Below are 12551 nucleotides of genomic sequence, written 5' to 3'. Positions count from 1 at the left end.
GGCGCTCGGCATACCTCCGCGGGGGCTCCTCGGCTCAGCGGGGCCGACCGAGCAGCTCCGGATGCAGCTCCCGCAGCATCGAGACCAGCGTCAGCACGAGGTCCGCGCGGGTCGCCGGCGGCTCGGGACCGAGCGCCAGCTGGAGGTAGAGCGCCCGCAGGAACGAGTCCGCGTTGACGGCCGAAGGATCGGGCTTGCGCCGCTGCTCGGTGGCGCCCAGCGCCCGCTTGCCGATGCCCATCGCCCAGTCCTCGACGTCGTCGAGAGGCACCAGGTTGCGGCGCAGCAGCTGGAGGGTGGCGGCCGCCAGCCGGTCCGCCTCGCCGGCCGACCAGACCTCGTCCACCTTCGCGGTGACCCGCTCACCCAGCACATCGAGGATCACCGCCAGCTCAGGGCGTCCGCAGTGCGGGGAAGAGGCGAACGCGCCGAGGGCGTCCGCGCCGTGCGCGATCGCCTTCGCCCAGCCCTTGCCGGGCACGTAGCCGCGGAGGTCACGCTCGGCCAGCAGCCAGGTCGCGATCCGGTCGGCCCAGTCCACCACCCGGGCCTTCGGCACGAGGGGCTGTCGGATGTCGCGCAGGATGCAGTTCGCCAGCACCACGGCAGAGCTGCTGCGGCGGAACACCGAGTCGGTGCCCTGCTCTCCGAGCCCCCGGACCAGCCCGGTGGCGATCCCGTCGCCGAGCCCCGGGAGGAGGTCGTCGTACACCCCGCGGGCGATCCACGTGCTGAGCACCGGCAGGGCGACCTCGCCGCGCAGGCGCGGATCGGGATGCCCGAGAAGCTCGGTCAGCTCTGCGGTGAGATCGGCGAGCGGAGCCACATCGGGGACGCGGAAGTCCCGCTGGGGGATCTCCGCCCAGTCCACCTTCGCCATCGACCACCCTCCGAGGTCCAGGAACCGACCGTGAAAGTCCCCATGGACCATCCTGCCAAACGGCCTGAAGCCCCATGACAGCGGTCGGGGGTCGGACAGGGCACTACGGTTTCCGCATGGCCTCCCTGTCCGCGATCGCCAAGCGACACACCGATCTCGATGACGCGGACATCGCGTGGCTCCAGCTCCTCCAGGCGGACTGGCAGGTGATCGCCGACCTCTCGTTCGCCGACCTCGTGCTGTGGCTCCCGGACCGCCAGGGCAAGGGCTTCTGGGCGGGTGGCCAGATGCGCCCGACCACCGGCCCGACCGCGTACGTCGACGACATCGTCGGCTCCTTCGTGGCCACCGGGCGGCGCCCACTGGTCGATGCCGCCTTCGAGCTGGGGCGGATCGCCCGCGAGGGCGACCCCGAGTGGCGCGACGAGGTGCCGGTGCGGGTGGAGGCGATCCCGGTACGACGCGACGGCCGGGTGATCGCGGTGATCAGCCGCAACACCAACCTGCTCGGGATCCGGACACCCAGTCGGCTGGAGATCAACTACCTCCAGACCGCCTCGGACCTCGCGAACATGATCGCCCTGGGACTCTTCCCCAATCCGGGCCAGCGCAGCGACCACGCGGACTCTCCTCGGGTCGGTGACGGGTTCCTGCGGGTGGACGCGGCTGGACGCGTCGTCTACGCCAGCCCGAACGCGCTGTCGGTCTACCGCAAGCTCGGTCTCGCCGGTGACCTCGCCGGCCAGCCGCTGACCGACCTCACCCGCGACCTCGTCCCTCCCAAGTGGCGCCCCGACGAGGAGACGCTGAGCGCCGTGCTCGGCGGACGGGCCCACCGCGACACCGAGCTCGGCTCCTCAGGCGGTCCCGGCGAGGGTGTGGCGCTGATCGTGCGGTCGATCCCGCTGCGACCCAAGGGCGATCACATCGGCGGCATGATCCTGCTCCGCGACGTGACCGACCTGCGCCGGCGCGACCGGGAGCTGGTCAGCAAGGACGCCACCATCCGGGAGATCCACCACCGCGTGAAGAACAACCTCCAGACCGTCGCCGCGCTGCTGCGGATGCAGGCGCGCCGGATCGACTCCGTCGAAGCCGCGGCCGCGCTGGAGGAGGCGGTCCGCCGGGTGGGCTCGATCGCGATCGTCCACGAGACGCTGAGCCAGGCGGTCGAGGAGAAGGTCGACTTCGACGACATCGCCGACCGCCTCGCCAGACTGGTCACCGACGTGGGATCGACGACCGCGCAGGTGAGCGTCCGCCGCGAGGGGACCTTCGGGGCGCTCGACTCGGAGATGGCGACGCCACTGGCCATGGTGGTCATGGAGCTGATGCAGAACGCTGCCGAGCACGGCTACCAGACCGGCGGGTCCGGTGAGATCGTGCTGCGCGCCGAGCGGCACGGTGCGGTGCTGGAGGTCGCGATCGAGGACGACGGTCAAGGGCTGCCGGAGGGGTTCGACCTCGACTCCTCCAGCAGCTTGGGCCTGTCCATCGTCCGCACGCTCGTGGAGTCCGAGCTCGGTGGCCACCTGGCGCTCGGCCACTCACCCACGGGCGGGACGAGGGCAGGCATCAGCATCGCCGTCGAGTGACGCGCTCGTGCGGCGAGCTCAGACCGGCGTGCGCACGCGGGCGCGGGCGTTGCGCCGCTTCAGCGCTCGCCGCTCGTCCTCGCTGAGACCACCCCACACCCCGTGGTCCTGTCCCGCCTCGAGCGCCCACGCGAGACACTGCTCGCGCACGTCGCAGCGTCGGCAGACCGCTTTGGCCTCCTCGATCTGGAGGATGGCCGGACCGGTGTTGCCGATCGGGAAGAACAGCTCCGGATCCTCGTCGAGGCATGCGGAACGGTGTCGCCAATCCATGGGTGGGGTTGCCCTCTTTCTAGGAATGCAGGGTGCCCGGCTGCGGGCACGCGTGAAGCCGCAAAAGTGAACGGTTTCACGATCGCTCGTTCTAGGTTTCCAAGGAATCCACTTCGAATCAAGCAATTGGGGTGGTCTGTTGGGTCACAAACGGCCGGCGCTCGTCGGCCCGAGCCCGATCTCCCGACCCTAGCCGGAGCCTGGTGAGACGCAAAGGGTCCCTACGCTGGGTTCGTGAGCGAGAGTCCCACGGCCTATCCGACGAAGAACCCGCCGCCCCTGACGGTGGCGGCCTCCCTGGTCGGCGTGCAGGGCGTCGTACTGCTGCTGCTGGCGATCCTGGAGTTCGCCAGCGTGACCTCGGGACGGCTGGCGATGGGGCTCTCCACCGCGGGGTTCTTCGCGGCGTACGGCGCCGTCCTGGTCGCGGCCGCCTGGGGACTGGCGTCGCGGCGGGGGTGGTCACGCGGACCGGTGCTGATCACCCAGCTGATCCTTCTCGGCCTGGCCTGGAGCCTGCGCGAGCACGTCGCCGTCGCGATCGGCCTCGTGACGTGCGCCGGGATCGTGCTCGCCGGTCTCCTGCATCCCGACACGATCGAGGCGCTGGAGGGTCAGCCTTCGTCGAGCGACTGACGCAGCTGGTCGAGGGTCCGGCTGAGGAGCCGGGAGACGTGCATCTGGGAGACGCCGATCTCCTCGGCGATCTGGGACTGGGTCATGTTCTTGAAGAACCGCAGCAGCAGGATCTTCTTCTCCCGGGGAGGGAGGTTCTCCAGGAGCGGCTTCACCGACTCCCGGATCTCGACGTGCTCGAGGGCATCGTCGTCGACGCCCATGGCCTCGAGCATGCTCTGGCCGCCTGTGTCTGAGCCGTCATCGGTCGCGTCGAGGGACAGTGTGGCGTAGGCGTTGCTCGACTCGAGGCCCTCGATGATCTCCTCGACCGAGCAGCCGATCGCGTCGGCGATCTCCCTCGGCAACGGCGACCGGCCCAGGCTCTGGGTCAGCTCGGCCGTCGTCGCACTGATCTGCATCCGCAGCTCCTGCAACCGCCGGGGCACACGGATGGCCCAGCCCTTGTCGCGGAAGTAGCGTTTGATCTCACCGATGATCGTCGGCGTCGCGTAGGTCGAGAACTCGACGCCGCGCTCGGTGTCGAACCGGTCGACGGACTTGATCAGACCGATCGTTCCCACCTGCACCAGGTCCTCGAAGGGCTCGCCGCGGTTGCGAAACCGGCGGGCGCAGTGCTCGACCAGCGGCAGATGGAGGTGGACCAGCGCATCGCGGGCGCCGTCGCGCTCCGTCGCCGTGGCCGTCTCGTCGCGGAACACCATGAACAGCTCCGCGCTGCGCTTCCTGGTCTGCTCGACGACCGTCAGTCGGCCGTCGTCCCGAGAGGTGTCGGCCGTCATGGCTCGAGTGAGGACCGCACTGTGAGGCGCACCGAGTAGCTTCCCGGCACCGCGTCGATCGCTGCCTCGGAGGCCAGCGTCGCCAGCACCTGCCAGCCGAAGCTCTCGTAGTCGGGGGCGACCGGGTCTTGTGCAGCGGTGCTGATCGTGAGGGTCAGCTCGCCGGGCGCGAGGAGATATCGGCAGTCGAGCTGGGCTCCCGCATCGGCCTCGTCGAGGACCATGGCGGAAGCCTCGGAGACCGCGATCCGCAGGTCCTCGATGTCGTCCATCGTGAAGTCGAGACGTGCAGCGAGGCCGGCGGTCAGGGTCCGCACCACGGAGACGTAGGCACCGTCGGCCGGCAGCCGCAGCTCCACCTCGGCCGGGTCGCCGGGGACGCCGGGGGCCGGTGCGTCTCCGGAAGCGAGGCTGCTCGTGTCGGACATGCCGATCCTCCGCGGGAAGGTGGGACGAACGAAGGGTGGGACAAACAAGGAGGAGCGTACGACAACGGCCGCGCCCCCAGCGGGGGACGCGGCCGTCGTAGCCGAGCGGATCAGCAGAGCAGCCCGCACAGGACGCCGCCCAGCCCGAGCTGGTTGAGCAGGTCCTCGAGCGCCGTCTGGCCGATGAGGCGGGTGAGCCCGATCTCGCCGAGCACATCGTCGAGCAGGTGCCCGAGCCCGATGCCGTCGAGGACCGAGTGCAGCTCGGTGACCAGGCCACGCAGCTCCGTCGAGCCCGGGACGGAGCCGGCGAGCACGTCACAGAGCGGCGCCAACGCCGGCTGGGCGGTGCAGAGCTCCCCGAAGGTGGTCTGCAGCGTGCCGCCTGCGAGGGCCGCCAGCTGCGTGCAGACCTGCAGCGGGATGCCGATGTCGCAGAGCTCCTCGATCGGGCTCGCGGCAGTCGGTGCCGGCTCCGAGCTGTTGCGGCAGCGCTCCAGGGCCGCCCGCTGGGTGGCGACATTCGCTCGAGCCCGGCGGAGCTTGGTGCGCTGGTTCGAGAGGCGCTTCTTGGCGCGGACGACGACCTTGTGCTTGGCGCGCTTGGCCTTGCGGGTCTTCGCGCGCTTCTCGGCCCGTTTGGCCTTCAGCACGGCGTTGCGCGCCCGCGTGAACACGCGACTGCGGTGGCCGTAGTTCTCGCGAGCCCTGGCCAGCGCGGCGGAGCGGGCCGAGCAGTCGGGTGCTGCGGCGGCTTCCTGGGCGCGCGGGGCCGGTGTGGCGGTGGCGGTAGTGGCGGACGTGAGCGTCAGGCCGAGGCCGACGGCAACGCCGACGAGGATCTTTATCAGGGCGCTATGCATCGCGGTGTCTCCCTCCGGTTGACCCGGGTGCCGCCGTAGTGTCCCTCCGGCATGCACCCTGGGGTGGGTGCCGGACTCATGGGGGTCCGGCCCGAATCACGCTAGGCCCTAGGTCCCGCCCTCTCCTCGAAATTTCAGAAGCCGCACGCCTGTGCAGGCGTGCGGCTCCTGAAAATCAGGACGAAGTCCCGGGGGAGTCCCAAGCTCAGCCCTGTGTCATCGGCGGGGATTCTCGCTGCGACCCAGGGGTTCGGCGCCGGGCGGACCCGGCGCCGAGATCACTTCTTGGTCTCCCAGAAGATCTCAGCGATCTCGTCGATCTTCGCGAGCAGCTGGTCGGCCGTCGCGGGGTCGAGCGTGCCCTTGGTGCCCGCGGCGCCGGCGAGCTTGGTGGCCTCGTTGACCAGCGTGTGGAGCTGCGGGTACTTCTCGAAGTGCGGGGGCTTGAAGTAGTCGGTCCACAGCACCCACAGGTGGTGCTTGACGAGCTCGGACCGCTGCTCCTTGATGAGGACCGCGCGGGTGCGGAAGTCGGGGTCGTCGCTGTCGAGTGCCTTGGTGATGATCGCCTTGACCGACTCGGCCTCAATCCGGGCCTGGGCGGGGTCGTAGACGCCGCAAGGGAGGTCGCAGTGGGCGGAGACCTCGACGGTCGGGGCGAAGAGACGCGAGAACATGTGGGTCCTCTCCTGTGTTCGAGGGGGATCGAGCTGTTGGCTGCGACACTACTCGGCGTGCGAACGCGGGCAACGCCAGGTCAGGGAGCGGGACGCCGCCGCCGGCAGGTCGGGATGGCGGTCGTCCGCGGCGACTCGATGCGCCCGACGCTGGCGCCTGGTGACCGCCTGCTCGTCGGGTACGGCGCGCGCGTCCGACCGGGCCACGTCGTGGTGGCCCGCTTCGGGGACGGCACCGTCGTGGTCAAGCGTGCGGTCGATCGGCGACAGGGCGGATGGTGGCTCCGGGGCGACAACCCTGCCGTGGGCGTCGACTCACGGCATCGCGGCGTGGTGCCGGACGACGATGTGTGGGCCGTGGTTCTCGGCCGGCTCTGGCCACGCCCGCTGCTCCTCCGCGGACGGCGCGCGCTGCTGGTCATGGCGCCGGCCCTCGCTGTGACCCTTGTCATCCGGACAGCACGGGGGCGTTGCCGGCACATGTGGGAGCATTGATCCTCGTGGCCGCTGACGTTCCTTCACCGCACCCGCGCGCGGGTGAGCCGGTCTTCGACCTGCACCGCGGCGGGAAGATGGCGACCGTGCCGACTGCCGACGTCAGCACGAAGGACCAGCTGTCACTGGCCTACACCCCCGGCGTCGCCGAGGTGTGCGAGGCGATCGCGGCCGATCCGACGCTGACACGTCATTACACCTGGGTGCCGAACACGGTCGCGATCGTGACGGACGGCACCGCCGTCCTCGGCCTCGGTGACATCGGCCCGGCCGCAGCGATGCCGGTGATGGAGGGCAAGGCGGTCCTCTTCAAGCAGTTCGGGGGCGTCGACGGCGTGCCGATCTGCCTCGCGACGACCGACGTCGAGGAGATCATCGAGACCGTCGTCCGGCTGGCGCCCAGCTTCGGCGGCATCAACCTCGAGGACATCTCCGCACCCCGCTGCTTCGAGATCGAGGACCGCCTCAAGGAGGCCCTCGACATCCCGGTCTTCCACGACGACCAGCACGGCACGGCCGTGGTCACGCTCGCGGCACTCGTCAACGCGCTCAAGCTGACCGGCCGCAACGCGGAGTCGACCCGCGTCGTGATCTCCGGAGCGGGCGCGGCGGGCGTGGCGATCGCGAAGATCCTGCTCGCCGCCGGCATCAAGGACCTGGTGGTCACCGACCGCAAGGGCGTCGTCAGCTCGGACCGTCACGACCTCACGACGTCGAAGAAGGCACTCGCGGAGCTGACCGCCGACCTCACCGGACGCAGCGGCACCCTCGCCGACGCGTTCGCGGGCGCCGACGTCTACATCGGCGTCTCGGGCGGCACGGTGCCCGAGGAGGTGGTCGCGACCATGGCCGACGACGCGATCATCTTCGCGATGGCGAACCCCATCCCCGAGGTGCACCCGGACGTGGCCCACAGGCACGCACGGGTCGTCGCCACCGGACGGTCGGACTTCCCCAACCAGATCAACAACGTGCTCGCCTTCCCCGGCATCTTCCGCGGTGCGTTCGACGTCCACGCCAGCAGCATCACCGAAGGTATGAAGGTGGCCGCAGCGGACGCGCTGGCCGCGCTGGTGGGCGACGAGCTGTCCGAGGACTTCGTGATCCCCTCGCCGTTCGACCCCCGGGTCGGGCCTGCCGTAGCCGCCGCCGTCGCGGCAGCGGCTCGCCGTGACGGCGTCGCACGCGCCTGACATCTCCTCGTCGGACCGACCGGATCACCGCGTCGGCGGCCTCGATAGGGTCGGCCGCATGTTCGCCGTCTACGCCGAGTCCTTCAGCTCCGACGACCCGCTGGCCGGCCTGGTGGTCGGAGAGCGTCCAGACCCGATCGCCCCGGATGGCTGGACCACCGTGACCGTCAAGGCTGCCGCCCTCAACCACCATGACCTGTGGTCGCTGCGCGGCGTCGGCCTCAAGTCCGACGCGCTGCCGATGATCCTCGGCTGCGATGCGGCCGGGTACGACGAGGACGGCAACGAGGTTGTCGTGCACGCCGTCGTCTCGGACCCGCACTGGCGGGGCGACGAGACCCTGGACCCGCGCCGGTCGCTGCTCTCCGAGCGGCACCAGGGAACGTTCGCGGACAAGGTGGTCGTGCCCAGGGCCAACGTCGTGCCGAAGCCGGCGTCCCTGTCCTTCGAGGAGGCCGCATGTCTGCCGACGGCGTGGCTGACGGCCTACCGGATGCTCTTCACCCAGGGGGGCCTCAAGGCGGGTGACACGGTGCTCGTGCAGGGGGCGGGCGGCGGCGTCGCCACGGCCCTGATCGCTCTCGCCCGGGCCGGCGGCCTGCGAGTGCTGGCCACCAGTCGCGACGAGGCCAAGCGTGCGAAGGCGGTGGAGCTCGGCGCGCACGAGGCGTTCGAGTCGGGGGCACGCCTGCCGGTCAAGGTCGACGCGGTGATGGAGACCGTCGGGCGGGCGACCTGGTCGCACTCCGTCCGCTCTTTGCGTCCCGGCGGAAAGATCGTCACCTCGGGCGCGACCTCGGGCCCGAACCTCGACGACGCCGAGCTGACCCGGATCTTCTTCCTCCAGCTCAGCGTGATCGGGTCGACCATGGGCACCAGCGCCGAGCTCGCGTCCCTGGTGAACCTGCTCGACAGCACCGGCCTTCGACCGGTGATCGACCGGGTGATTCCGATGACCGAGGCGCGCGAGGGGTTCGCAGCCATGGCGTCCGGCGACGTCTTCGGCAAGATCGTCTTCAACCGCTGACGGCGGTCCAATAACCGTTGGCGGGAGTCCCCGCCGCTGCGGCAGCATTCTCCGGACATGGTCTTGCCGGATCGCCGATGAATTCGTCTCGTGCTGGCTGTCGTATCGGTGACGGTCCGTTCGTGGAACTGGTGAAGACGGCGGACCACCCCCGAACCTGGTGGCCTGAGCCGGCACCTGCGATCCCTACCGATAGGACCCTTCCATGACTGCGCCCATCGAGACCGGCGACGTCGCCGAGTTCGAGGACGAGTTCGCCACCGCGGCGCCGGGGCGGACGCCGCTGGTGATCAAGCTGCTGGTCGCTGCGACCTTCGTCGTGTTCCTCAACGAGACGATCATGATCAACGCGATCCCGCGCCTGATGGTCGACTTCAACATCGCCGAGCGCTCAGCACAGTGGCTGTCCACCGCGTTCATGCTCACGATGGCGGCCGTCATCCCGATCACCGGCTGGTTCCTCCAGCGGGTCTCGACCCGCTCGGCGTACGCGACGGCGATGGCGACGTTCTGCACCGGAACGCTGCTGGCAGCCGTCGCGCCGACCTTCGAGGTGCTCCTTCTCGGCCGCGTGATCCAGGCCGGCGGCACCGCGGTGATGATGCCGCTGCTGATGACGACGCTGATGACCGTCGTGGCGGCCGAGGACCGCGGCCGCGTGATGGGCCAGGTGACGCTCGCGATGTCGTGCGCCCCGGCACTGGGGCCGGCGGTGGCCGGCGTGATCCTCGAGCTCGGCTCGTGGCGCCTGATCTTCGTCCTGGTGCTGCCGGTCGCCGCGCTCGTCGCGGTCTCCGGGATGCGGCTCCTGGTGAACGTGGGGGAGCCGCAGGTCAGCTCCGTCAGCTGGCTCAGCGTGGTGCTGGCGGCGTCGGGCTTCGGCAGCTTCGTCTACGGGCTGACCAAGGTCGGCACCGCCAGCTGGACCACACCCGCTCTCATCATCGGCGTCGGCGTGGCGCTGATCGTGCTCTTCGCGCTCTACCAGCTGCGCCTGCAGCGCTCCGAGGCTCCGCTGATGGATCTGCGGACGCTGAAGCATCGCACCTTCACCGTCTCGCTCGTGCTGATGTCGGCCGGCTTCATGGCCTTCCTCGGCTCGATGATCCTGCTGCCGCTCTACCTGCAGGACCTCCGTGGCCTCAGCGCCTTCCAGACCGGGCTGCTGGTCATGCCGGGCGGCCTCGCGATGGGTCTGCTCGGGCCTCAGGTCGGCAAGCTCTACGACCGCTTCGGCTCCCGGGTGCTGGTGATCCCGGGCTCGATCGGCATGGTCGCGGTGATGTTCCTGATCAGCCGGATCGGCACCGAGACGCCGTACGCCCTGATCCTCGCGATGCACATGGTGCTGATGGTGACCCTGGCGATGATCTTCACGCCGGTCTTCACCCTGGGCCTCGGCGACCTGCCACCGCACCTGTACTCGCACGGCAGCTCGCTGCTGGGCACCCTCCAGCAGGTCGCCGGTGCGATCGGCACCGCACTGCTGGTCGTCACCCTCGACAACCGTCAGGACCACCTGCGCGAGGCCGGCGCGACCACGGTGGACGCCTTCATGGGCGGACTGCAGTGGGCGTTCGCCGCCGGCGCGATCATCGGCATCGTGGTCATCGTGACCGCGCTGATGCTCCCGGCCAAGGTGGACGCGCCGGAGGGTGTGCCGGTGGGTCATTGAGGTGGTGGGGTGCAGGAATCGCCGGTGAACCGGTGATTCCTGCACTTCCCGGCCGTTGCAACGCCCGAGAAGTGCAGGGATCGGCCGGGTGCTGGGACTGGTGGGACGACTAGGAGTTCGAGCGCCAGCGCTGTACGCCGATCAGCATCATCCGCAGCTGGGTGCGTGCGGTGTCGGCGATCCTGAGCTCGACGGCGGACCCCGGCTCGACCGCGACCAGCCGCTCGGCGGTCGTGACCATCGCGCCGACGATGAGGGCCGAGAGCGTCCGCAGGTCCTGGTCGGACCAGCGGTCGGTCCCCGGGAGGTGCGAGAGGTCCACGGCGAGCTCGCGCTCGCACAGCTCGATACCGCGCTCGATCGCCTGCCGCACCGCGGTCGGGCCGGCGAACCGCTCTCGGGCGATGAAGCCGAAGTGGGCATGGTGAGCGCGCACCTGCTCGACGAGCACCGCCACCGATCCGTCGATGATGTCGCGGTAGTCGTGCCCCGCAGAGCGCCGGATCTCGCGGAGGAGTACGCGCAGGGTGTCCAGTGCCTCGTCGACCAGCGCCAGGCCGAGCTCTTCGATCGAAGCGAAGTGGCGGTAGAAGGCGGTCGGAACGATGCCGACCTCCTTGGCCACCTGGCGGAGCGAGAGGGCCACCAAGGTGCTCTCCCCGGACAGGGCGAGCGCGGCGTCGAGGATGGCGCGACGGGTGCGCTCCTTGCGCTCGACGCGGGTGTCAGTCACCGCGGCAGCCTACCGTGAGTGAACATGTGTGCACTCTCACATGGCGCGGTCGTTGACCGCGGAGTGGCGACCGGGGAGAGTTTCGGTGTACGGATGTACACCGAAGGTCAGTCCACCGAAGGAGGCGCGATGTCCGCGCTCATCTCCGATCCCACCGCGATCGGTCCCGTCGGACGGCTGCTGCGCTCTCGTCTCGCGGCTGCGCTGGCCACGCCGCACGGCGTCGACCGCTACCTCGAGCGGTTCAACCCGATGTGGGCCGCCCACGAGGTCCGGGCCCGCGTGGTGTCGGTGCACCGCGAGACTGCGGGAGCCAGCGGTGCGCCGGTCGCCACCTTGACCCTGCAGCCCACCAGCACCTGGCGCGGCCACCGCGCCGGCCAGCACGTCCTGGTCGGCGCCGAGCTTCCCGGCTCCGGCAGGCGCCACACCCGGGCGTTCTCGATCTCGTCGGCCGCCTCAGCGCCGGGGGAGCGGTTCACCCTGACCGTCCGAGCGCACGACGAGGGCCAGGTGTCCACGTTCCTCGTCCATCACGCCGAGCCGGGCGAGATCCTCCACCTGAGCCAGGCGCAGGGCGAGTTCACGCTCACCGAGAGCCCGGCGACGCCGACCGACAACCGACTGCTGTTCATCACCGGGGGTTCGGGGATCACGCCGGCGATGTCGATGGTCCGCACCCTCATGCGCGACGGGTACGACGGCCACGTCGGCCGGAAGGTCACCTTCCTGCACTTCGCGCGGGGCCCCGAGGACCAGATCTTCGCCGACGAGCTCACGGCGATCGCCGCGGCCGACAACGGTGTCGACGTGCACCTGAGGTACGGCGACCAGCTCTTCTCCGAGTTCGAGCTGCGCCGCCTGGTCCCGGACTACCGCGACACCGACACCTGGCTGTGTGGACCCGCTGGCCTCGTCGACCTGGTGCGGGCCGCCTATGTCGGCGCCGAGGGCGAGGTCTCGCCCCGTCTCCGCATGGAGTTCTTCAAGCCCGCGGTCGCCCGCACGGTTCGAGCCGGCGACGGCACGGCCGACGGCGAGGTCGCCTTCACCCGCTCGGGGAAGTCCGCGGCCAACACCGGGGCCAGCCTGCTCGAACAGGCCGAGGACCTCGGCCTGCGGCCCGAGTTCGGGTGCCGCATGGGGATCTGCTTCTCCTGCACACGCACCAAGACCGCGGGCACGGTCCGCAACATCCTGACGGGCGAGGAGTCCTCCCTTCCCGACGAGGAGATCCGGATCTGCGTCACCGCCCCTGCCGGTGACTGCCACATCGACCTTTGAGGAGCACCAT

14 protein-coding genes are annotated in these 12551 nt (G+C 70.1%); 7 read left to right on the top strand and 7 right to left on the bottom strand.

The genetic code is table 11. The features are described 5' to 3' along the window. Window positions 1-34 precede the first annotated feature (34 nt). Window positions 35-880 carry a DUF2785 domain-containing protein gene (locus tag E7Z54_RS15020; protein ID WP_136435007.1) on the bottom strand — a complete coding sequence of 282 codons (846 nt, stop codon included), beginning with the start codon at window positions 878-880 and terminating at the stop codon, window positions 35-37. 116 nt (window positions 881-996) lie between these two features. Between E7Z54_RS15020 and E7Z54_RS15015 the strand changes: the two genes are divergently transcribed. After that, a complete protein-coding gene (locus tag E7Z54_RS15015; RefSeq protein WP_136435005.1) occupies window positions 997-2475 on the top strand; it encodes a PAS domain-containing sensor histidine kinase in 1479 nt (492 codons plus the stop codon). Window positions 2476-2493: 18 nt separating this feature from the next. On the opposite strand, the gene E7Z54_RS15010 is transcribed toward E7Z54_RS15015, so the two are convergent. After that, complete coding sequence (locus E7Z54_RS15010) at window positions 2494-2748, bottom strand: WhiB family transcriptional regulator (RefSeq protein WP_038678054.1); 255 nt, start codon at window positions 2746-2748, stop codon at window positions 2494-2496. A 234-nt stretch (window positions 2749-2982) separates the two neighbouring features. On the opposite strand from E7Z54_RS15010, the gene E7Z54_RS15005 reads away from it, so the two are divergent. Next, window positions 2983-3384, top strand: coding sequence for a hypothetical protein (locus E7Z54_RS15005; RefSeq protein WP_136435003.1), 402 nt, complete (start codon window positions 2983-2985; stop codon window positions 3382-3384). On the opposite strand, the gene E7Z54_RS15000 is transcribed toward E7Z54_RS15005, so the two are convergent. The 4 genes from E7Z54_RS15000 to sodN all read right to left on the bottom strand — a co-directional run bounded on the left by E7Z54_RS15000 (window position 3363) and on the right by sodN (window position 6134). Further along, a complete protein-coding gene (locus tag E7Z54_RS15000) occupies window positions 3363-4166 on the bottom strand; it encodes an RNA polymerase sigma factor SigF (RefSeq protein ID WP_136435002.1) in 804 nt (267 codons plus the stop codon). The genes E7Z54_RS15005 and E7Z54_RS15000 overlap by 22 nt on opposite strands. Next, window positions 4163-4594 (bottom strand): anti-sigma factor, encoded by a 432-nt coding sequence (locus tag E7Z54_RS14995; protein WP_240769705.1) that lies wholly within the window; start codon window positions 4592-4594, stop codon window positions 4163-4165. Before E7Z54_RS14995 ends, E7Z54_RS15000 begins: the two co-directional genes overlap by 4 nt. Before the next feature lie 110 nt (window positions 4595-4704). Beyond that, entirely contained in the window at window positions 4705-5457 is a 753-nt protein-coding gene (locus E7Z54_RS14990) for a hypothetical protein (RefSeq protein WP_136435000.1), read from the bottom strand. Window positions 5458-5735: 278 nt separating this feature from the next. Next, entirely contained in the window at window positions 5736-6134 is a 399-nt protein-coding gene (gene sodN, locus E7Z54_RS14985; protein WP_136434998.1) for a superoxide dismutase, Ni, read from the bottom strand. Window positions 6135-6191: 57 nt separating this feature from the next. Between sodN and E7Z54_RS14980 the strand changes: the two genes are divergently transcribed. The 4 genes from E7Z54_RS14980 to E7Z54_RS14965 all read left to right on the top strand — a co-directional run bounded on the left by E7Z54_RS14980 (window position 6192) and on the right by E7Z54_RS14965 (window position 10524). Then, window positions 6192-6629 carry a S24 family peptidase gene (locus E7Z54_RS14980; RefSeq protein ID WP_240769704.1) on the top strand — a complete coding sequence of 146 codons (438 nt, stop codon included), beginning with the start codon at window positions 6192-6194 and terminating at the stop codon, window positions 6627-6629. 77 nt (window positions 6630-6706) lie between these two features. Beyond that, window positions 6707-7822, top strand: coding sequence for an NAD(P)-dependent malic enzyme (locus E7Z54_RS14975; protein ID WP_136435019.1), 1116 nt, complete (start codon window positions 6707-6709; stop codon window positions 7820-7822). A 58-nt stretch (window positions 7823-7880) separates the two neighbouring features. Next, a complete protein-coding gene (locus E7Z54_RS14970; protein ID WP_136434996.1) occupies window positions 7881-8849 on the top strand; it encodes a zinc-binding dehydrogenase in 969 nt (322 codons plus the stop codon). 205 nt (window positions 8850-9054) lie between these two features. Further along, entirely contained in the window at window positions 9055-10524 is a 1470-nt protein-coding gene (locus E7Z54_RS14965; RefSeq protein ID WP_136434995.1) for an MDR family MFS transporter, read from the top strand. Between the two features lie 109 nt (window positions 10525-10633). Here E7Z54_RS14965 and E7Z54_RS14960 read toward each other — a convergent pair whose 3' ends face one another. Then, on the bottom strand, window positions 10634-11257 hold the full coding sequence (locus tag E7Z54_RS14960; RefSeq protein WP_136434994.1) for a TetR family transcriptional regulator: 624 nt from the start codon (window positions 11255-11257) through the stop codon (window positions 10634-10636). A gap of 129 nt (window positions 11258-11386) precedes the next feature. On the opposite strand from E7Z54_RS14960, the gene E7Z54_RS14955 reads away from it, so the two are divergent. Further along, entirely contained in the window at window positions 11387-12541 is a 1155-nt protein-coding gene (locus tag E7Z54_RS14955; protein ID WP_136434993.1) for a ferredoxin reductase, read from the top strand. The last annotated feature ends 10 nt before the right edge of the window (window positions 12542-12551 follow it).

Origin of the sequence: Nocardioides sp. (assembly GCF_004803405.1) — a bacterium.
GTDB lineage: Bacteria > Actinomycetota > Actinomycetes > Propionibacteriales > Nocardioidaceae > Nocardioides > Nocardioides vastitatis.
This window is presented reverse-complemented; position numbering and strand designations above follow the sequence as displayed.

Coding starts and splice junctions, on each gene's coding strand:
- sodN (WP_136434998.1), bottom strand. CDS start 6,134: ATGTTCTCGCGTCTCTTCGCCCCGACCGTCGAGGTCTCCGCCCACTGC.
- E7Z54_RS14965 (WP_136434995.1), top strand. CDS start 9,055: ATGACTGCGCCCATCGAGACCGGCGACGTCGCCGAGTTCGAGGACGAG.
- E7Z54_RS15000 (WP_136435002.1), bottom strand. CDS start 4,166: ATGACGGCCGACACCTCTCGGGACGACGGCCGACTGACGGTCGTCGAG.
- E7Z54_RS14970 (WP_136434996.1), top strand. CDS start 7,881: ATGTTCGCCGTCTACGCCGAGTCCTTCAGCTCCGACGACCCGCTGGCC.
- E7Z54_RS14990 (WP_136435000.1), bottom strand. CDS start 5,457: ATGCATAGCGCCCTGATAAAGATCCTCGTCGGCGTTGCCGTCGGCCTC.
- E7Z54_RS14995 (WP_240769705.1), bottom strand. CDS start 4,594: ATGTCCGACACGAGCAGCCTCGCTTCCGGAGACGCACCGGCCCCCGGC.
- E7Z54_RS14955 (WP_136434993.1), top strand. CDS start 11,387: ATGTCCGCGCTCATCTCCGATCCCACCGCGATCGGTCCCGTCGGACGG.
- E7Z54_RS15020 (WP_136435007.1), bottom strand. CDS start 880: ATGGCGAAGGTGGACTGGGCGGAGATCCCCCAGCGGGACTTCCGCGTC.
- E7Z54_RS14975 (WP_136435019.1), top strand. CDS start 6,707: ATGGCGACCGTGCCGACTGCCGACGTCAGCACGAAGGACCAGCTGTCA.
- E7Z54_RS15010 (WP_038678054.1), bottom strand. CDS start 2,748: ATGGATTGGCGACACCGTTCCGCATGCCTCGACGAGGATCCGGAGCTG.
- E7Z54_RS15015 (WP_136435005.1), top strand. CDS start 997: ATGGCCTCCCTGTCCGCGATCGCCAAGCGACACACCGATCTCGATGAC.